The organism is Streptomyces sp. 3330 (assembly GCF_031456635.1).
In the GTDB taxonomy this organism is placed as follows: domain Bacteria; phylum Actinomycetota; class Actinomycetes; order Streptomycetales; family Streptomycetaceae; genus Streptomyces.
In genome coordinates this window covers 490,399-508,293 of sequence record NZ_JAVDVA010000001.1, presented here as the reverse complement: position 1 = coordinate 508,293, position 17,895 = coordinate 490,399, and the positions used below count along the sequence as shown (strand labels likewise).

General features: G+C 72.3%; 19 protein-coding genes. 12 read left to right on the top strand and 7 right to left on the bottom strand.

What is annotated here, in order from left to right:
* The first annotated feature begins 40 nt into the window (after positions 1 to 40).
* Positions 41 to 1,327 carry a sensor histidine kinase gene (locus J2X68_RS02240; RefSeq protein WP_399039201.1) on the top strand — a complete coding sequence of 429 codons (1,287 nt, stop codon included), beginning with the start codon at positions 41 to 43 and terminating at the stop codon, positions 1,325 to 1,327.
* Positions 1,324 to 1,998, top strand: a complete 675-nt coding sequence (locus tag J2X68_RS02235) for a response regulator transcription factor (RefSeq protein ID WP_310430682.1) — start codon at positions 1,324 to 1,326, stop codon at positions 1,996 to 1,998. Before J2X68_RS02240 ends, J2X68_RS02235 begins: the two co-directional genes overlap by 4 nt.
* A gap of 10 nt (positions 1,999 to 2,008) precedes the next feature.
* Here the strand turns inward: J2X68_RS02235 and J2X68_RS02230 are convergent, their stop codons facing one another.
* Together J2X68_RS02230 and J2X68_RS02225 are read right to left on the bottom strand one after the other, a co-directional pair.
* Positions 2,009 to 2,953, bottom strand: a complete 945-nt coding sequence (locus tag J2X68_RS02230; RefSeq protein WP_310430681.1) for a hypothetical protein — start codon at positions 2,951 to 2,953, stop codon at positions 2,009 to 2,011.
* Complete coding sequence (locus J2X68_RS02225; RefSeq protein ID WP_310430680.1) at positions 2,950 to 3,534, bottom strand: SigE family RNA polymerase sigma factor; 585 nt, start codon at positions 3,532 to 3,534, stop codon at positions 2,950 to 2,952. Before J2X68_RS02225 ends, J2X68_RS02230 begins: the two co-directional genes overlap by 4 nt.
* Before the next feature lie 80 nt (positions 3,535 to 3,614).
* Between J2X68_RS02225 and J2X68_RS02220 the strand changes: the two genes are divergently transcribed.
* Positions 3,615 to 4,067: a protein phosphatase gene (locus tag J2X68_RS02220; RefSeq protein ID WP_310430679.1), complete on the top strand. Its 453-nt coding sequence runs from the start codon at positions 3,615 to 3,617 to the stop codon at positions 4,065 to 4,067.
* Here the strand turns inward: J2X68_RS02220 and J2X68_RS02215 are convergent.
* Positions 4,057 to 4,518 carry an N-acetyltransferase gene (locus J2X68_RS02215; RefSeq protein WP_310430678.1) on the bottom strand — a complete coding sequence of 154 codons (462 nt, stop codon included), beginning with the start codon at positions 4,516 to 4,518 and terminating at the stop codon, positions 4,057 to 4,059. The two genes, J2X68_RS02220 and J2X68_RS02215, sit on opposite strands and share 11 nt — an antisense overlap.
* A gap of 178 nt (positions 4,519 to 4,696) precedes the next feature.
* On the opposite strand from J2X68_RS02215, the gene J2X68_RS02210 reads away from it, so the two are divergent.
* Genes J2X68_RS02210 through J2X68_RS02185 form a run of 6 tightly spaced genes read left to right on the top strand, consistent with a single transcriptional unit; the run spans position 4,697 to position 11,297 of the window.
* Positions 4,697 to 5,482 (top strand): SCO2525 family SAM-dependent methyltransferase, encoded by a 786-nt coding sequence (locus J2X68_RS02210; protein ID WP_310430677.1) that lies wholly within the window; start codon positions 4,697 to 4,699, stop codon positions 5,480 to 5,482.
* Positions 5,483 to 5,532: 50 nt separating this feature from the next.
* Positions 5,533 to 7,392: an SCO2524 family protein gene (locus tag J2X68_RS02205; RefSeq protein WP_310430676.1), complete on the top strand. Its 1,860-nt coding sequence runs from the start codon at positions 5,533 to 5,535 to the stop codon at positions 7,390 to 7,392.
* Positions 7,393 to 7,394: 2 nt separating this feature from the next.
* Positions 7,395 to 8,315, top strand: coding sequence for an SCO2523 family variant P-loop protein (locus tag J2X68_RS02200; protein ID WP_310430675.1), 921 nt, complete (start codon positions 7,395 to 7,397; stop codon positions 8,313 to 8,315).
* A complete protein-coding gene (locus J2X68_RS02195) occupies positions 8,312 to 9,310 on the top strand; it encodes an SCO2522 family protein (RefSeq protein ID WP_310430674.1) in 999 nt (332 codons plus the stop codon). The genes J2X68_RS02200 and J2X68_RS02195 overlap by 4 nt, the downstream gene beginning before the upstream one ends.
* A 1-nt stretch (position 9,311) precedes the next feature.
* Positions 9,312 to 10,277, top strand: coding sequence for an SCO2521 family protein (locus tag J2X68_RS02190; RefSeq protein WP_310430673.1), 966 nt, complete (start codon positions 9,312 to 9,314; stop codon positions 10,275 to 10,277).
* Between the two features lie 51 nt (positions 10,278 to 10,328).
* Complete coding sequence (locus J2X68_RS02185) at positions 10,329 to 11,297, top strand: hypothetical protein (protein WP_310430672.1); 969 nt, start codon at positions 10,329 to 10,331, stop codon at positions 11,295 to 11,297.
* Here J2X68_RS02185 and bla read toward each other — a convergent pair.
* Positions 11,294 to 12,184 carry a class A beta-lactamase gene (gene bla / locus J2X68_RS02180; protein WP_310430902.1) on the bottom strand — a complete coding sequence of 297 codons (891 nt, stop codon included), beginning with the start codon at positions 12,182 to 12,184 and terminating at the stop codon, positions 11,294 to 11,296. The two genes, J2X68_RS02185 and bla, sit on opposite strands and share 4 nt — an antisense overlap.
* 252 nt (positions 12,185 to 12,436) lie before the next feature.
* Here bla and recO point away from each other — a divergent pair, with 252 nt between their 5' ends.
* The 3 genes from recO (at position 12,437) to J2X68_RS02165 (ending at position 15,505) form a co-directional block, all read left to right on the top strand.
* Positions 12,437 to 13,186, top strand: a complete 750-nt coding sequence (recO, locus tag J2X68_RS02175; RefSeq protein ID WP_020127703.1) for a DNA repair protein RecO — start codon at positions 12,437 to 12,439, stop codon at positions 13,184 to 13,186.
* A gap of 31 nt (positions 13,187 to 13,217) precedes the next feature.
* Positions 13,218 to 14,069, top strand: coding sequence for an isoprenyl transferase (locus J2X68_RS02170; RefSeq protein ID WP_310430671.1), 852 nt, complete (start codon positions 13,218 to 13,220; stop codon positions 14,067 to 14,069).
* An 80-nt stretch (positions 14,070 to 14,149) separates the two neighbouring features.
* The gene (locus tag J2X68_RS02165) at positions 14,150 to 15,505 is read left to right on the top strand and encodes a histidine-type phosphatase (RefSeq protein ID WP_310430670.1); all 1,356 of its coding nucleotides are present in this window, start codon (positions 14,150 to 14,152) and stop codon (positions 15,503 to 15,505) included.
* A 168-nt stretch (positions 15,506 to 15,673) separates the two neighbouring features.
* On the opposite strand, the gene J2X68_RS02160 is transcribed toward J2X68_RS02165, so the two are convergent.
* The 3 genes from J2X68_RS02160 to J2X68_RS02150 are packed head-to-tail and all read right to left on the bottom strand — an operon-like array spanning position 15,674 to position 17,891.
* Positions 15,674 to 16,093: a Fur family transcriptional regulator gene (locus tag J2X68_RS02160; RefSeq protein ID WP_028806487.1), complete on the bottom strand. Its 420-nt coding sequence runs from the start codon at positions 16,091 to 16,093 to the stop codon at positions 15,674 to 15,676.
* A gap of 59 nt (positions 16,094 to 16,152) precedes the next feature.
* On the bottom strand, positions 16,153 to 17,055 hold the full coding sequence (locus J2X68_RS02155) for a metal ABC transporter permease (protein WP_310430669.1): 903 nt from the start codon (positions 17,053 to 17,055) through the stop codon (positions 16,153 to 16,155).
* Complete coding sequence (locus tag J2X68_RS02150; protein ID WP_310430668.1) at positions 17,055 to 17,891, bottom strand: metal ABC transporter ATP-binding protein; 837 nt, start codon at positions 17,889 to 17,891, stop codon at positions 17,055 to 17,057. The genes J2X68_RS02155 and J2X68_RS02150 overlap by 1 nt, the downstream gene beginning before the upstream one ends.
* Positions 17,892 to 17,895 lie beyond the last annotated feature (4 nt).

The following is a 17,895-nucleotide window of genomic DNA, read 5'->3' as shown; positions in this document are numbered from 1 at the left end:
CCTCTCCCGGAGGGGCGCCCCCGTGCCGCAGGATGAACCCGTGCAGGAGACCACGACAGCGGCGCGACCCCGCCGGGGCGAGCGGATCATGGCGGCGATCAACCGCGACCCGCGCACCGCCCCGCACGGCACCCGCAACGACGTCCTGCTGTCCGTGGCGACGGCCGCGCTCGCCGCGCTCCTCGCGCTGATCGGCGGCGACGCCGGCCGGCCCGACGCGCTCGGCTGGGCGCTGTTGCTCTCCGCGAACGTGCCCCTCGTGTGGCGGCGCCGCCACAGCGTGCCGGTCCTGCTCGCGGTGGCGGCCTGCGTCGTCCCGTACCACGCCCTCGACTACCACCACGCCCCGCCGGTCCCCGCGACCCTGGTGGCGCTCTACACGGTGGCGGCGACCGGCACCGTGCGCCGGACGCTGATCACCGGGGGCGCCGTCCTCGGCCCTACCCTCATCGTCAACGCCCTCACCGACCCCGGCCGGGCGCTGGAGTTCCTGCGGATCTCGGGCTGGATCATCGCCGTCCTCTTCTGCGGCATCGACGTCCGCTACTACCGGCGGTACGTCGCCGCCATCGTCGAGCGGGCCGAGCGCGCGGAGCGCACCCGGGAGGAGGAGGCCCGCCGCCGGGTCGCCGAGGAACGCCTGCGCATCGCCCGTGACCTGCACGACCTGCTCGCGCACACCATCACCCTGATCGGCGTGCAGACCTCCGTCGCCGCGCACGTCCTGGCCGCCGACCCCGACCGCCTGGACCGCGCGGCCGTCGCCAAGGCCCTCGACGACATCGCCGGGACCTGCCGCAGCGCGCGCGGCGAACTCCGCACGACGCTGGAGGTGTTGCGCGACCTCGGCGCTCCGGACGCGCGGGGTTCGCTCCCCGGCCTGCACGGTCTGCCCGACCTCGCGGAGACGGCCCGTGCGGCCGGCGCCCGGGTCGAGCTGACGGTACGGTCCGGGGAGGTGCCGCCCGCGGTCGGCGCGGCCGCCTACCGGATCGTCCAGGAGGCGCTGACCAACGCGGTGCGCCACGGCGGCCGGGACGGCGGCCCCGACGACCCGGCGGCGGGGGTCGGGGTGCGGGTCAGCGTGTACGAGGAGCAGGACGCGCTGCGGCTCAGCATCACCGACGACGGAGCGGGCGCGGACACGGGGGGAGACGGCGTGGGGAAGGGCGGCCGCGCGGCGGGCGGCGGGGGAGCGCCCGGTTTCGGGATCGTCGGGATGCGGGAGCGGGCGCGCAGCGTCGGCGGCTCGCTGGCGGCCGGACCGCGCGACGACGGCAGGGGCTTCGAGGTGAGCGCCGTACTGCCGCACGGGAAGGACCGATGAAGCCGCTCAGAGTGCTGCTCGCCGACGACCAGACCCTCGTGCGCGAGGCGTTCGCGATGCTCGTCGGGTCGGCCCCGGACATGCGGGTGGTCGGGCAGGCCGGCACCGGCCGGGAGGCGGTGGCGCTGGCCCGCGGCGAACGCCCCGACCTCGTGGTGATGGACCTCCGCATGCCCGACCTCGACGGCATCGAGGCGACCCGGCTGATCGCCGCCGACGAGGATCTGGCCGGGGTGCGCGTCCTCGTCCTGACCACGTACGACACCGACGAGAACATCGTCGAGGCGCTGCGCGCGGGGGCGGCCGGGTTCCTGGTGAAGGACACCCGGCCCGCCGACCTGCTCGACGGCATCCGCACGGTCGCCGCGGGCGAGGCGCTGCTGTCGCCGGGGCCCACCGCGCGGCTGATCGCCCAGTTCCTGCGCGGACCCTCGGGGCCGCCCACGGCGGGCGGTCCCGAGTGCCTCTCCGAACGGGAGCGCGAGGTGCTGGCCCTGGTCGCCCGCGGCCTGACCAACACCGGGATCGCCGAGGAGCTGGGCCTCAGCCCGCTCACCGCGAAGACCCACGTCAGCCGGATCATGGGCAAGCTGGGCGCGCGGGACCGGGCCCAACTGGTCATCGTGGCGTACGAGTCGGGGCTGGTGACCCCCGCGCCGGGCGAGCCCTGACGGAGTCCGGCTAGGGCAGCGCGCGCTGGTACGTTCCGTCCTCGTCGGAGTCGTAGACCAGCTTGCCGGAGTCGTCGTAGCCCTTGATGTGCGGGGCGAGCGTGACCTGCTGCTCCAGCAGACCGGCGGCGGCGAACCAGCCGTGGTCCAGGGCCGCGGTCACGGGGGCGCCGTCGCCGTAGGAGACGGTCACCGCGGCCACCGACGCCTCGACGGCGCCGACGACCCCCCACCGGAAGGGCAGTTTCCAGTGGCCCTTGTCGGTGTACGACTGCTGGTAGAGCTGCTCGCCGTTGGCGTCGACCACGACCGGGCCCGCGCCCGGCGCCCCGGCGTCGATCGCGCCGGTGCTGATGCCCGAGGCCGCACCGTCCTTGACGGAACAGATCACCCACCGGCCCGCGGACCGCTCCTGCACGGCGGTGACGTGGACGCCGTCGCCGGGTGAGTTGGAGTCTCCGGTGCTCCTGATCGCCAGGATGATCCGGTAGTCCCCGGCCTCGCCCAGGTCCGCGGCGCTCCCGGGCGGCCCGCTCTCGGCGGCCAGGCACTTCTTCAGCCCGTCCGCCGCCTGCGCGAAGGTGATCCCGTCGAGCAACTGCCCGTCGGTGGCCGGCTGCGCGGGCCCGCCCGCCGTGCCGCCCGGTGTCGCGGACGGGCTCCCGGCCGCGCTGTGCGGGGCGTAGGCCGACGGCCCCGGCGCCGCCGTGTCCGCGCCCCGCTCCCCGAGCCCCCCGGCCACGGCGTACGCCCCCAGCGGCAAGACGCCCAGCGTCAGCAGCGCCGCCCCGGTCACCGCCACGCGCCGCCGCCGCTCGGCCAGTCCACGCCGCCGGATCGCCGGATACGGCGCCGAGGAGGGCTGGATGGTGTACGCGTCCTCGGCGAGCAATGCACGCATCCGCTCCTCGAACCCGGAGTCCTCCCGCTCCGCCTGCTTCCCCGCGCCGTTCACCTGCCGCCTCCCTGACCCTGGATCTGGACCTGCCCCTGACCGCGCCCCTGCGCCGGCACCCGGCCCCGCTCACCGGACACCGCCCGGTCGGCGGCCAGTCCCGGGTGCAGACGCAGCTTCGCGAGTCCTTTGGACGCCTGGCTCTTGACCGTGCCGGGCGAGCAGCCGAGCACGTCGGCCACCTCCGCCTCGGACAGGTCCTCCCAGTACCTCAGCACCACCACCGCCCGCTGCTTCGGCGGCAGCTGGGCCAGTCCGGCCAGCAGCGAGCCGCGCTCCTCCACCCGCCCCGCGCCCTCGTCGCGCCCCGCCCGCTCGGGCGGCGCCGCGGTCAGCGCCTCGGCGACCCGCCGCTTGCGGAACCGGTCACTGTTGCAGCTGACCAGCATCCGCCGCACGTACGCCTCCGGGTTGTCGCTGCGCGAGATCCGCCGCCACGACCGGTACGCCTTGGCCAGCGCGGTCTGCGTCAGGTCCTCGGCGTGGTGGACGTCCCCCGTGAGCAGATACGCGGTCCGCACGAGCCGGGACCACCGGGCTCTGACGAACTCCTGGAACCGGTCTTCTTGTTCGGCCTGCATCAAGCACCCTCCTCGCCCTCCAGACCACCGGTTGCGCCGAATCGGTTGCCCGTCCCCCGTGACCGGGTTCGAATGGGGTGATGAGCGACGACGCGTGGGCCTGGCGTGAGGGTGACCCCGGGGTGCTCGCGCTGCCGTCCGGCCGCCTGGTCCGCGGCCGCGGCCTGCGCCGCCCGCTCGACCCCGAGGCCCCCGTGCCCGCGTACGGCGTCTACCTGCTCGGCGCGCGGCCCCCGCGGCAGCCCTGGGAGTCATGCTGGCTCCGCTGGCCCGACTTCCGCCTCCCGGGCGACCGCGCGCAGGCCCGCGCCACCCTCACCGAGGCGTGGCGGCGCGCGGCCGGCGAGCGGGTGGAGATCGCCTGCTCCGGCGGCCGCGGCCGCACCGGGACGGCCCTGGCCTGCCTGGCGGTCCTGGACGGCGTACCGCCGGCCGAGGCGGTGGACTACGTCCGCCGGCACTACGACCGGCGCGCGGTGGAGACGCCCTGGCAGCGCGGGTACGTGCGGCGGTTCGGGGAGTTCACAGGGTGAGCGTCATGAGGAGACGGTCCTCACCGGGGCCGAAGTAGTCGGCGCGGGGCCCGCCGGGGTCCGGGACGAAGCCCAGGGAGTCGTACAGCGCGATGGCCGAGTCGTTGCGCGGCTCCACGGAGAGCCGGACGGAGTGGGCGCCCTTCGCCCGTAACTGGCCGAGCAGTTTCGTCATCAGCCGCCGGCCGAAACCCTTTCCGCGCAGCCCGGGGGTGATGGCGAGGCTGAGCACCCAGCTCTGCGCGTCGTTCGGCGAGGTCGCGAGGACGTATCCGTAGAGGTCCGTGCCGTCGTCCACGACGTAGACGAGATCGGTGCAGGCGGCGAGAAGTTGGCGCAGGACGAAGTAGGGGTAGGGACCGTGGGGGAACGCATCGGCGTCGAGGCGCACGATATGGGGGAGATCCTCCTCCGTGACCGCTCTGATCCGTAAGGGTCTTTCTCCGGACATCTGGCTCATTGTCGAACCGGTGCCCGACGGAAAACGATCTCCGGGAAGAGGAGTCATACCGTCCCCTTGTGAATTGTCGACAAATCGAATTGAAGCCAGTGCGATTTGCGTACCTGATCTCCATCATTGCTCCGTGCACCCACTCCTTCAAGACCCATGCGTCCTGCTACGCTGAATCATGACCTCGGTACCGTCCGCCGCTGACCAAAAGCTGAATGGTGACGTGCTCTGGGACGACTTCGATCCCGGCGTGTACATCAGCCACAATTACCTCGAGATGCAGGCCGTGGACGAGGAGATCCTCTCCCATGTGCGCGATCACTTCAGTGATCACTTCCGAGGTCGCGGTCGGGTGGCTTCCGGTATCGACGTCGGCGCGGGACCCAATCTCTATCCGGCCCTCGCCATGCTGCCCTGGTGCGACCGGATCACGCTTCTGGAGCGGTCCGCCCGGAATCTGGAGTACCTCCGGGAGCAGTGTCCCGGCTATGCCCCCCACTGGGATCAGTTCTGGAACGTCCTGTGCAAGGACGAGGCATATGCCACGCTCGGCGTGGAGCCCCGGGTCCGCTTCAAGGAGGCCGTCCAGCAGCCCGAGCCGGGCAGTCTCTTCGATCTCTGCGCCGACACCCGCCGCTGGGACCTCGGCACGATGTTCTTCGTCGCCGAGTCCATCACCACCTCGCTCGCCGAGTTCCGGCGAGGGGTGGGATGTTTCATGAGCGTCCTGAATTCCGGAGCTCCTTTTGCGGCCGCCTTCATGGAACACTCCGAAGGGTATCGGGTCGGCGCCCAAAAATTTCCCGCCCGCGATATCGACGAAACCGAGGTCCGGGCGGTTCTCAGTGCTTACGCGGACGACGTGGACATTCATCGCACGGCCAATCCGCAGCAGCTTGTGCGGGATGGATACACCGGTATGATCCTGGCCTGCGGGCAACGTAAAGAGCGGCACGACGAATGAGCGGTCGGAGTTCTTTTACACGGTGACGGGCCTGTGCGAGGGGAATGGGCATGCAGATCAAGCCGAGACAGAATCTGCTCGAGGTGTGGCAGGCCATCGCCCGCCATTCTTTCGACAACGGGGAATGGCAATGGGGTGAGTGGGGCGGTCGCAGCAGCGTCGCCGACGCGGAGCGACTGCTCTGCCTTCTGTACCCCGCCACCGAAATCGAGCCGTTCCGCCTGGACGACCCCGACACCACCCAGCTGGACGTCGAGCGGGCCCTCAGGAGCGCGGGGGACTCCAGCGAGATTCCCATGAACCTCCTGGAGATCCTCGGCGACTTCATGGAGAACCACCGCGGCGAGGAGAGCCCCACCTTCGCAGGCGGCTACTACTTCGCCCCGGAGAACCCCGAGCACGAACTCTCCAAGGAGCAGGAGGAAGTGGGAGTCGTCGACTCCTACTCCATGTCGATCACCCTCTGCCTGGCCACCCTCGGCTTCCTGAAGGTGTACCGGGGCAAGACCCAGCGGGCCAGCACCCTCGCCCGCATCGACCGGCTGAAAGAGGCGACCAGCGCCCGTCTGACGGCGGCCATGGTGAGCCTGCTGCGCTCCTTCACCGTCAACGTCGTCGACATCGCCTCCGACCAGGGGCAGGCCCTCGCCCGGCTGCTCGGCCGCGGCCGGCTGTCCGACCGCCAGGTCCTGCAGCGCTTCCAGGAGCGGTTCAAGTCGCTGCGCGCCCTCATCAGCGAGAGCGTCACCCTCGGTCTGGACACCGATGTCGCCGATCAGCTCCGCAACGAGAACCGGCTGTTCGAGTGCGGCTGGGCCTGGAGCCTGGTGAAGGGCGCCCCCGAGGTCGAGGTGGAGGCGCAGACCGCCCAGGACATCGGCAAGCAGCCCCAGGGCGTGGCCCACGCCGTGCCCTACCTGTACTTCACCGTCGTCGCCCTCGACGGCATCCCCGACCTGTCCTCCGAGCGCACCCTGGTCCTCGGTCTGCTCACCGCCGAACAGCAGAAGCTCGCCGACGCGCTGCGGCTGCGCTGGGAGATCACCCAGCAGTACTGGTCGGGCATCGCCCGCTTCGACGGCGCCACCTGGCCGCTGGAGGAGATCCCCTGGCGCACCACGCTCCAGCAGCTGGAGTCCGAGTACTTCTCGCTGTCCGTGGCCTCGATCCTCGTCCACGACCTGGTGCGCCGCCGTGCCACCGACGACGACCTCACCCGCACCGTCGCGGTCATGGAACGCCTCGCCGAACGCGGCCGCATCACCAGCCGCACGGCCCGTGACGACCCGGCGATCGGCCTGCACAACCCCGGAGTCACCCTTCCGCTGCTGGGCAGCGAGGACATCGGCCCGGCCATGAAGTGGACCATGGGCGACTTCTCCGCGCAGCTGCTCAAGCGGACCGTCCAACTGTGCGCGCTGTCCCGCAACATCGGCTCGCAGGACCGTCTGCTCACCCTCGCCGAGAACATCCTCGACCACCTGTGGGCGCGGCGCGTCAGCGACGGCGAGGGCGTCGGCCTGTGGGACAACGTGCACGCGGTGTACCCCGAATCACCCGTGCGCACCGGGCCGTTGTCCTGGAGCATCACCGAGCGCGTCACCGAGTGCATGGTCGCCGCGCACGCCCTCTACGCCCAGGACCCGATCCGCAGCCCCGAGATGACCACCCTCGCCCAGGCGGCGCTCAGCGAGGCCGCCCACCTGTTCGGCAAGGAGCAGCTGGAGCAGCCCGCCCCGGCCCCCAAGAGCCCCCAGGGAGAAGAGATCAAGGGCATCGAGGCCGACCTGCGGCGCGCCCGTCAGCTCGTCGACAAGCAGCCCGGCACCGCGCACGCGCTCGCCCTCGGCGTCCTCGCCCGGCTCTACGCCCTGGCCCGCGCCCGGGGCGCCGACGCCCGGGGGGTGTGAGGGTGCTCGTCTTCGCCGCCTCCGACAAGGGAGGCACCGGCCGCTCCGTCACCAGCGCCAACCTCGCGTATCACCGCGCGCTGGACGGGGACGACGTCTGCTACCTGGACTTCGACTTCGGCTCGCCCACCGCCGCCGCCGTGTTCGACCTGCCCGACGTCCTCTCCGAGGCCGAGGGGCGGGGCCTGCACTCGTACCTGAAGGGCAAGACGGGCGAGCCGCTGCGGGTCGACGTCTGGGCGCGCACCGAACACCCCGTCCTGCGCGGCAGGCCCGGCGGCTCCGGGCGGCTGGTCCTGCTGCCCGGCGACCGCACGGCCGGTGAATTCGTCACCGACGAGGAGAACCTGCACCGCTGTGTGGATCTCGTCCTCCGGCTGAAACGCGAATTCGACGTCATCATCATCGACCTCAGCGCCGGACGCAGTTATGCGATGGACCTGGCCCTCGCCGCGACGTCGCCCCGGGGCGGACTGGGCCGCCTCAAGAACCGCTGGCTCGTCTATCACCGCTGGACCCGCCAGCACGTCATGGCGGCGGCCGAACTCGTATTCGGGAAACAGGGGATAGTGCAGGCGGGAACGGCCATCGGACACGACCCGGAGGCCCTGGGCGGCGCCATCCGGTTCGTGCGCGCCGCGGTGCCCGATCTGGAGTCGCCGTTGTGGTCCCAGGTGTCGCCCGCGCAGTACGCGTGGATGCGGCAGTGCGACAAGGAACTCGAGGAACTCGCGGCCGGCCGGGGCATCGGCAGAACCAGGGTGCTGGCGTCCATTCCGCTGGAACCCGTCCTCCAGTGGCAGGAACGCCTCATCACCGACGAGGACGTCCACGACCGCCGGATCGCCAACAACGAGACCTGGCAGGCCATGGGGGATCTCGCGCAGCGGCTGACCGACGACAAGTTCTGGGGGCAGTTGTGAACGGGCCGGGCACCGCATTCCGGGAGAGCAGCGCCGACCCGCGCACCGAATCCGTGCCCTTCTCTCATCTCTCCCTGGAATTAGGCCACTTGTACATGGAGGACTTCGCCGAGGGAGCCGCCCGGCTGCGTCGGCACTTCGCCGGTGTACGGCCTTGGGTGGACGCCGCGCGGGCCGGTCTCGGCCCGCTGCCGCCGGGCCGCCGGCCCCGGATCAGCACCTGCTTCCTGATCGACGACTACTTCTCCCGGCTGTCCACCCCTGCCGAGCTGATCCCGCCCCTGCTGGCGGCGGCGGCCGAGGCCGGGCTGACCATCGACTACCTGGCCCGCGAGTCCGGCTGCGCGGGCCCCGCCCTCGGCCCCGGCGGCTCCCCCCGTCGCGACCGCGCCGAACTGGCCGAGTCCGTCCTGCACCGGCTGGTGGAATCGCCGCCGCCCGGCAGCAACGGCTTCCGCCCGCCCGTCGGCCGCACCGGCTGGCTCACCAACGGCCGCCGCGCCCCCTCCCAGCGGACCTCGGCCGCCCTGGACTCCACCGGCGTCTGGCAGCCGCCGAGCGAGACCGAGGCGCGCGGCCACTCCGTGTTCGTGGACGTCGAACTGTGGAACGGCCCCGAGGACGCGCGCACCTGGTCCTGTGCCTTCCTGGCCTCCGTCTGGCAGCTGGTCCGGCTCGGGCTGCTGCGGGACAACGGCGCGGCCGTGCTCACCCCCACCCGGTGGCAGGGCGCCGAGTTCCCCGCCGAGTGGGACGCGCTGCCGCCCGTCCTCCAGCTCAACCCGGCCGCGACGCCCTTCACCGCCTACGCCACGTGCAGCGTCCTGCCGACCCGGTTCCTGCCCGTCGAGCACGCCGTACGCGTCATCCTCGACCAGGTCCACGTCGAGGCCGGGGCGCTCCAGCAGGTCGCCGCGCGGTCCGTCGGCGAGGGCGTGACGGTGCCCCCGGGGATCGTGGACCGCATGTCCTACGTGTTCCCGCCGGGGTTGTGACATGAGCGGCCTGGGCACGCCCTCCGGACCCGTCCTCGCCTGCGGTGAGGTGCGGACCTGTCTGCTGCCCCACCGCAGGGCGGTCGACGAGCGGACCGCCGTCGGGCTGCTGCGGCTGCGCGCCGACGAACCCGTGCGGACCTCCCGGCGCCCCAACCGGCACGCCCTCTCCCCGGACGTCCTCACCGGCGTCGACTGCCGGCTGCCCACCGCCACCGGGGCCAAGGTCCGCGCGGTCGGCACCGTGGCGGCGCACGCGGGGCTCGTCGAGGGCCGCGTCCTGCAGTCGACGGCGTACTTCGCCGCCCCGGAGACCGGGCCCGACCGGCGCCGGCCCTGGGGGTACTACCTGGTCCGGCCCGGTTTCCTGGTCCCGGTCGGCAGGCTGCCCGAGAAGTCCGTCACGGAGGGCTTCCTGACCGGACACCAGCAGGACCGGCTGGACATCGGGTCGATCGCCGAGAGCCTGCTGGCGAGGATCTCGCGCCGGCACGACCTCCTGGACCACGACGCTCCGCTCACCACGACCGACACCAGCCTGCGCTGGACCGCGTCGCCGGCCGACGACGGCGAGCCCGCGTCCGCGCTCTTCACCGAGCTCGGATCCGGCCTGCGGATCGTCGAACTGCGGCTGCCGCGAGGGACCACGCCCGTGGCGGCGGCCACGCTCTGCGAGGACCTCGCCCTGCACGACTGGCTGCTGACCACCGTGGGCGACAAGCTCGACGGCCTGCCGCCCGGCTCCGAGAACCAGGCGGCCGCGATGAAGGTGCTGCGTCCGCTCGTCGATCATCTGCTGCACCTGTGGATGCCCCAGGCGCGCCTGGACCGGGCCCTGAGCCCGCCCTGGGAGGAGCTGGAGCGGCACCCGGGGTTCAGCAGGCAGTGGAACACCATGGCACAGCGCATCAGGGACCAGCTGGCACTGCAGAACCTCGTCCGGGGCGAGGTGCCCGCCCTGTCCTGACGGCAACACGACACCTGTTCGCGCAGCATCCCGACGGGGGGAGACAGAGAGATGCATGCACCGACGAACCCGAACTTCCGGAGCGACCGGATCCGGGACGGCGAGGGCGCCCGGCATGTGACGCAGAAGATCCTCATCACGGTGGTGGCCGGTGGCGTCGTCTACCTGCTCACCAATGTCGTCGGACCGTCCGAGGAGGACGGCCCGTGGCAGCTCGTGCTGTCCGTGCTGTGCGGCGGCATCGTGCTGATCGTGCAGTTCCTGGCGTCCTTCGTGAGCCAGCTGGGCGAGCTCAGGGACTCGGTGGACAAGCGGTTCGCCGACATAGGCGAGGCGACGAAGCTGTTCACCGAGGTGGAGAGGCTGCGCGGCGACGGGGTGCCCCGGCTCGCCGAGCACGCCACCAAGGTCGTGTCCATGGGGCCGGACATCCTGCGCGAGTTCGCGCATTCGGAGATCGACCGGCTCGCCGCGCAGATGGAGGACTTCACCAACCTCAGCGCCGAGTGCGCGGGCGAGAACCACGACTGGCTCCTGACCCTCACCAAATGCGCGCGGACGAGCATCGACGCGATCAGCACCACCGTCGTCGACGACGGGTTCTGGAACACCGAGCCGGCGGGACGCTACCTGACCGCCCAGCGCGAGGCGATCCTGGAACGGCGCCTCACGGTCCGGCGCCTGTTCATCGTGAAACGGCCCGAGGAGCTGGCCGCCCTCGAACCGATCTGCGCGGAGCAGCGGGAGATGGGCATCCAAGTCCAGGTGGTGGCCCTGGAGGAGCTCCCGCTGTACCTGCGCCGCGGCAAGATGATCGACTGCATCGTCTTCGACGGGGTGCTGTCCTACGAGATCCACGCGGACCAGCTGAGCGTGAACACCTCGACGACGGTGAACGCCCGGGCCGACGAGGTCCAGCCCCTGATCCGGCGCTTCGACCAGCTGTGGGAGGCCGCCGCCCCGGGCACCTCGCCGAACGGCCTCCCCGACAGCGTCCGGCTGCGGCCGGACGGGTCCTAGCCCAGCGTCCGCGCCAGCAGCCGCGCCGTCTCCACGATCAGTTCGTGGTCGTAGGCCGCGTCCCGGGCCGGCTTCGTGAGCTGGACCACCAGGACGACGGGGGCGCCGTCCGGGGTCCAGGCGACGCCCGCGTCGTTGTTCGCGCCGTACCAGCCGCCGCCCGTCTTGTCGGCGAGCGTCCAGGTCGGGGGGAGTCCGGCTCGGAAGCGGTTGGCGCTGGTGACGGTGCCGAGCATCCACTCGGTCAGCCGCCGGCGGTCGGCCGGGTCCAGCACGCCGGAGAGGAGCAGCCGGGCGTAGGTGCGGCCGATCGCGTGCGGGCTGGTGGTGTCCGTGACCCGGTCCGGTTCGGCCGAGTTGAGCTCCGGCTCCCAGCGGTCGAGGCGGGTCACCCGGTCGCCGACGGAGCGGGCGAAGCGGGTGACCGCGGTGGGGCCGCCCAGCTCGCGCAGGAGCAGATTGCCCGCCGTGTTGTCGCTGCGCTGGATGGCCGCGACGGACAACTCGGCGATCGTCATGCCGTCGGCCACATGCTCCTGGGTGACGGGGGAGTTCTCCACCACGTCCGCCGCCGTCCAGTACAGCCGGCGGTCCAGCGTGCCCTCGGGCAGGTCCCGCAGGACGGCCGCCACCGCCAGGGGCTTGAACAGGGAGCAGACCGGGAAGCGCTCGTCGGCGCGGTAGCGGACCGACCGCCCCGTGCGGACGTTGTGCCCGAACACGCCGAGCCGGGCGCCGTGTCGGGCCTCGAGGTCGCGCAGGCGGGCGGTGACGGGGTCGGTGGCGGCCCCGGCGGGGCCCGCGGCGAGCAGGACGGCCGCGGAGGCCGCGCCGGCCGTCAGCAGGGTCCGGCGGGAGGGACTGGGGGAAAGGCGCGAGCTCGAGATCGTTCTCTCCGTCCGTCGAGGATCATGGTCTCCTCTGGCACGGACGTCCCCGCGCGCTCGTCGGTTGCACCGCCCCGCTCACGCGTACCGCCCGGAGGATCATGGCGGGCGGGCACGCCGCTCCTTCGGCGTAGGCGAGAATGGGCGCATGAGCCTGTTCCGCGACGACGGCATCGTGGCCCGCACCCGGCAGCCGGGTGCGGCGGACCGCGGCCTGCCGCACCCCCGGCAGGCCGTCCCCGGCGGTGCCCGATGAGTCTCTTCCGGGACGACGGCATCGTCCTGCGGACCCAGAAGCTCGGCGAGGCCGACCGCATCATCACGCTGCTGACCCGCGGGCACGGCCGGGTGCGGGCCGTGGCGCGGGGGGTGCGCCGGACGAAGTCCAAGTTCGGAGCGCGCCTCGAACCCTTCTCCCACGTCGACGTGCAGTTCTTCGCGCGGGGCAGCAGCGAACTGGTCGGCCGCGGGCTGCCGCTGTGCACACAGAGCGAGATCATCGCTCCCTACGGTGGCGGGATCGTGACCGACTACGCCCGCTACACCGCCGGGACGGCCATGCTGGAGACCGCCGAGCGGTTCACCGACCACGAGGGCGAACCGGCCGTCCAGCAGTACCTGCTGCTCGTCGGCGCGCTGCGCACCCTGGCCCGCGGCGAACACGCCCCGCACCTCGTCCTCGACGCGTTCCTGCTGCGGTCGCTGGCCGTCAACGGATACGCCCCCAGCTTCGGCGACTGCGCCAAGTGCGGAATGCCGGGACCCAACCGGTTCTTCTCCGTCGCGGCGGGCGGCTCCGTCTGCGTCGACTGCCGGGTGGCCGGCAGCGTCGTACCCTCGCCGCAGACCCTGGTCCTGCTGGGCGCGCTGCTCACGGGAGACTGGGAGACGGCGGACGCGTGCGAGGCGCGGTACGTCCGGGAGGGCAGCGGGCTGGTGTCCGCCTATCTGCACTGGCACCTGGAGCGCGGGCTGCGCTCACTCAGGTACGTAGAGAAATAAGCAAGCGAAAGTCAGAGGAGACGAGAGGCACATGGTCGTACGCGGGTTCCTGGGGCGGCAGCGTCGTGAGTACCGGACGCCGGAGCCGCACCCGTCCGGCGCGCGCCCGCCGAAGCTCCCGGGCGAGCTGGTCCCCGAGCACGTGGCGATCGTCATGGACGGCAACGGCCGCTGGGCGAAGGAGCGCGGGCTGCCGCGCACCGAGGGCCACAAGGTCGGCGCCGAGCAGGTCCTCGACGTGCTGCAGGGCGCGGTCGAGATGGGCGTGCGCAACATCTCCCTGTACGCCTTCTCCACCGAGAACTGGAAGCGCTCGCCCGACGAGGTCCGCTTCCTGATGAACTTCAACCGCGACTTCATCCGCAAGACCCGCGACCAGCTCGACGAGCTCGGCATCCGGGTGCGCTGGGTGGGCCGGATGCCCAAGCTGTGGAAGTCGGTCGCCAAGGAGCTCCAGGTCGCCCAGGAGCAGACCAAGGACAACGACCGCCTCACCCTGTACTTCTGCATGAACTACGGCGGCCGGGCGGAGATCGCGGACGCGGCGCAGGCGCTCGCCGAGGACGTGAAGGCGGGCCGCCTCGACCCGTCGAAGGTCACCGAGAAGACCCTCGCGAAGTACCTGTACTACCCGGACATGCCGGACGTCGACCTGTTCCTGCGGCCGAGCGGCGAGCAGCGCACCTCCAACTACCTGCTCTGGCAGAGCGCGTACGCGGAGCTGGTCTTCCAGGACGTCCTGTGGCCCGACTTCGACCGCCGCGACCTGTGGCGGGCGTGCGTCGAGTTCGCGTCCCGGGACCGCCGTTTCGGCGGCGCGGTCACGAACGAGGAACTCCTGGCCATGGAGGGGAAGACTCCGGACCCGGAGGCCACCTCCTAGCCTCCCTGCGTTCACCCGGCCCGTCGACGCTGCGGGAGACCAGTCCGTCCCGGTCTCCCGCTCGCTGAAACGGCCCGCACATGAACCGCGTCACCCCCGTCCTCGCCACCGCCCTCGGCGCGCTGGTGCTCGCCGCCCTGCCCGCCCGGGCCGCCGACACCGGCGGCTCCGGCGCACACCTCGCGCACCGCGAGAGCTACGGCACGAAGGCCACCTACGAGCCCGGGCAGAGCGCCCGCTCCTACCAGCGGCCGCCGGCCGGCTTCACGCCCGTCCTCACGGAGAGCGTCTCCCGGCACGGTTCGCGTTCCGCCTCCGACGGCGAGGACGCCGACCTGATCCTCGCGCTCTGGGACAAGGCCGAGGCGGCAGGCCAACTCACCCGGAAGGGCCGGGAGTTCGGCCCGAAGGTGCGCGCCCTCCAGGCCGCCATGGCGAAGATCGGCTACGGCAACCTGAGCGGCCGCGGCAAGGAGGAGATCCAGGACACGGCCGTCCGCACGGCCGAGCGCCTGCCGTCGCTCTTCGCCCGGATCGCGCGCGACGGCGAGAAGATCGACGTCGTCAGCTCCGGGCAGGTCCGGGCCACCGACAGCGCCGACCTGTACGCGGGCGCCCTCGCCGAGGCCGACCCGGCCCTCGCGCCGCTGATCGGCGCGACCCGCACCGACAAGGACCTGCTCTACTTCCACAAGGCCGACGGCGGCGCCGCCTACCGGGACTACCTCGCGAACGACCGGCGGCTCGCGGACACCCTGGCGAAGATCACCGACCGGCCGAGGACCCACCAGGCCGCGGACAGCGTCCTGCGGCGCCTCTTCCAGGACGCGTTCGTCGCGCGGCTCAGCAGCGCCGACCGCGTCGCCGCGGCCCGGGCCGTCTACAACCTGTACGCCATCGCCCCCGCGATGAGCGAGGAGAGCCCGGGCGGCGAGGGCTGGGGAATGCAGCGGTACCTCTCCACCGCCGACGCCGCCTGGTTCGGGTACCTGAGCGACGCCGAGGACTTCTACGAGAAGGGCCCCGGCTTCGCCGACAGCGACATCACCTACAAGATGGCCGACGTCCTGCTCGACGACTTCTTCCGCAAGGCGGAGGCCGAGCGGTCCGGCACCGGCACCCTGGGCGCCGAACTCCGCTTCACCCACGCCGAGGAGATCATCCCGCTGGCCGCCCTGCTGGGTCTGCCCGGCAGCACGGAGCCGGTCACCGCGGCCCGCCCGTACACGTACGCCTCGAACCCCTGGCGGGGCGCGTCGGTGGCGCCGCTGGCCTCGAACATCCAGTGGGACGTCTACGAGAAGAACGGCCGGTTCCTGGTCCGCATGCTCTACAACGAGCAGGAGACGTCCTTCAAGGCCGCCTGCACCCCGATCGCCCAGGGCAGCACGTTCTACGACCTCGACGAACTGGAGCGCTGCTTCGGCCGCGGCTGAGCTTCACGGCCGACGAGCGGGCCGCACCCCACGCGGCCGGGCGTTTCGGCGCAGGCCGCATCGATCCAGCCTGTCCGGCGATCGAGGACGAGGCCCGTTCAGGGCCGACGGCGGGGGTCCGGGGGCGCGGTCACCGGGGTCCGGTCACCCCGCCCGCCGCGCAACCGCTCAGCCGCCGGAGGCGCCCGCGCAGTCGGAGCAGGTGCCGAAGATCTCCACCGTGTGGGCCACGTTGACGTAGCCGTGTTCCGCGGCGATGGCCTCGGCCCACTTCTCCACCGCCGGGCCCTCCACCTCCACGGCCTTGCCGCAGACGCGGCAGACGAGGTGGTGGTGGTGCTCGCCGGTGGAGCACCGGCGGTACACCGACTCGCCGTCCGAGGTGCGCAGGACGTCGACCTCGCCCGCGTCGGCGAGGGACTGGAGGGTGCGGTAGACCGTGGTCAGGCCCACCGAGTCGCCCTTGTGCTTGAGCATGTCGTGCAGATCCTGGGCGCTGCGGAACTCGTCGACCTCGTCGAGCGCCGCCGCCACGGCGGCACGCTGCCGGGTGGAACGGCCCTTCACGGGCGGTCCAGCGGTTGTCACCGTTGCCTCCTCACGTCTGCGGCTTGCCGGGCCATTGTGCCAGCACCGGCTGTGCACGGTCAGACGCCGACCTCGTCCCCCGCCGCCCGGGTGGCCGGAATCGCGCACTCCGCCGGATCGCCGGCGGGGTGCGCCGCCGCCAGCGCGCGGGCGCGGCGGCGGGCCAGCGGCGCGGCCACCACGCTCAGCGCGATGAACGCGCCGATGGTCAGCAGCACGATCGTCGCACCGGGCGGGACGTCCTGGTAGTAGGAGGTGACCGTGCCGCCGGTGGTCACCGTCACGCCGATCGCCACCGCGATCGCGAAGGTGGCGGCGAAGCTGCGGCTGAGCTGCTGGGCCGCGGCCACCGGGACCACCATTAGGGCCGACACCAGCAGCAGGCCCACCACCCGCATCGCCACCGTCACGGTGACCGCCGCCGTGATCGCCGTCAGCAGGTTCAGCGCGCGCACCGGCAGGCCGGTCACCCGGGCGAACTCCTCGTCCAGGCTGACCGCGAAGAGCTGGCGGCGCAGGCCCAGGGTGACGGCGACCACGAAGGCCGCGAGCAGGCAGATCGCCGTGACGTCCGACTCGGAGACGGTCGACAGGGATCCGAACAGGTACGACGTCAGGTTGGCGTTCGAGCCGCCCGGCGCGAGGTTGATGAACATCACGCCGCCGGCCATGCCGCCGTAGAAGAGCATGGCGAGGGCGATGTCGCCGCGGGTCCTGCCGTACCAGCGGATCAGTTCCATGGTCACCGCGCCCGCGACCGAGACGGCGGTGGCCATCCACACCGGGGACCAGGACAGCAGGAAGCCCAGGCCGACGCCGGTCATCGCGACATGGCCGATGCCGTCGCCCATGAGGGCCTGGCGGCGCTGGACGAGGTAGATGCCGACGGCGGGGGCCGTGATGCCGACCAGGACGGCGGCCAGCAGCGCCCGCTGCATGAAGGCGTAGTTCAGGAAGTCCATCAGCTCAGCAGTCCCGTGCGGATCGGTTCGGCGCCCGCGGGTGCGTGCGGGTGTACGTGGTCGTGGCCGGGCAGGGCGTGCTGGCCGACGGCTCGCGGGGGCGGGCCGTCGTGCTGCACGCAGCCGTCGCGCAGGACGACCGCCCGGTCGATCAGGGGCTCCAGGGGGCCCAGTTCGTGCAGCACGAGCAGGACCGTCGTGCCGGCGGCGACCTGGTCCCGCAGGGTCCGCGCCAGGACCTCCTGGCTGGCCAGGTCGACGCCCGCCATCGGCTCGTCCATGATCAGCAGTTCGGGTCCGGCGGCCAGCGCGCGGGCGATGAGCACACGCTGGTGCTGACCGCCGGAGAGGGCGTCGACGTTGTCCCCGGCCCTGTCGGCCATGCCCACGAGGTCCAGGGCACGCCGGACGGCCTCCCGGTCGGCCTTGCGGAAGACGCCGAAGCGGGTGCGGGAGAGCCGGCCCGAGGAGACGACCTCCGTCACCGTGGCCGGGACCCCGCCGGCGGCCGTCGTGCGCTGCGGGACGTAGCCGATCCGCGCCCAGTCGCGGAACCGGCGCCGCGGGGTGCCGAACAGCTCGACCTCACCGGCGCTGACCGGGACCTGTCCGATCACGGTGCGGACGGCGGTCGACTTGCCCGAGCCGTTGGCGCCGAGCAGGGCGACGACCTCACCGCGCCGCACGGTGAGGTCGATGCCGCGCAGGACCGGGCGCGAACCCAGCTCCGCGCGGACACCGCGCAGGGAGATGACGGACTCCGACGGGACGGACTCCGACGGGACGGACTCCGTCGGGACGGTCTCGGCCTTCGTGCCGGTGACGCTCGCGTCCATGACG

Coding starts and splice junctions, on each gene's coding strand:
- J2X68_RS02235 (WP_310430682.1), top strand. CDS start 1,324: ATGAAGCCGCTCAGAGTGCTGCTCGCCGACGACCAGACCCTCGTGCGC.
- J2X68_RS02225 (WP_310430680.1), bottom strand. CDS start 3,534: ATGCAGGCCGAACAAGAAGACCGGTTCCAGGAGTTCGTCAGAGCCCGG.
- J2X68_RS02220 (WP_310430679.1), top strand. CDS start 3,615: ATGAGCGACGACGCGTGGGCCTGGCGTGAGGGTGACCCCGGGGTGCTC.
- J2X68_RS02215 (WP_310430678.1), bottom strand. CDS start 4,518: ATGTCCGGAGAAAGACCCTTACGGATCAGAGCGGTCACGGAGGAGGAT.
- J2X68_RS02210 (WP_310430677.1), top strand. CDS start 4,697: ATGACCTCGGTACCGTCCGCCGCTGACCAAAAGCTGAATGGTGACGTG.
- J2X68_RS02205 (WP_310430676.1), top strand. CDS start 5,533: ATGCAGATCAAGCCGAGACAGAATCTGCTCGAGGTGTGGCAGGCCATC.
- J2X68_RS02190 (WP_310430673.1), top strand. CDS start 9,312: ATGAGCGGCCTGGGCACGCCCTCCGGACCCGTCCTCGCCTGCGGTGAG.
- J2X68_RS02185 (WP_310430672.1), top strand. CDS start 10,329: ATGCATGCACCGACGAACCCGAACTTCCGGAGCGACCGGATCCGGGAC.
- recO (WP_020127703.1), top strand. CDS start 12,437: ATGAGTCTCTTCCGGGACGACGGCATCGTCCTGCGGACCCAGAAGCTC.
- J2X68_RS02170 (WP_310430671.1), top strand. CDS start 13,218: ATGGTCGTACGCGGGTTCCTGGGGCGGCAGCGTCGTGAGTACCGGACG.
- J2X68_RS02165 (WP_310430670.1), top strand. CDS start 14,150: ATGAACCGCGTCACCCCCGTCCTCGCCACCGCCCTCGGCGCGCTGGTG.
- J2X68_RS02155 (WP_310430669.1), bottom strand. CDS start 17,055: ATGGACTTCCTGAACTACGCCTTCATGCAGCGGGCGCTGCTGGCCGCC.
- J2X68_RS02150 (WP_310430668.1), bottom strand. CDS start 17,891: ATGGACGCGAGCGTCACCGGCACGAAGGCCGAGACCGTCCCGACGGAG.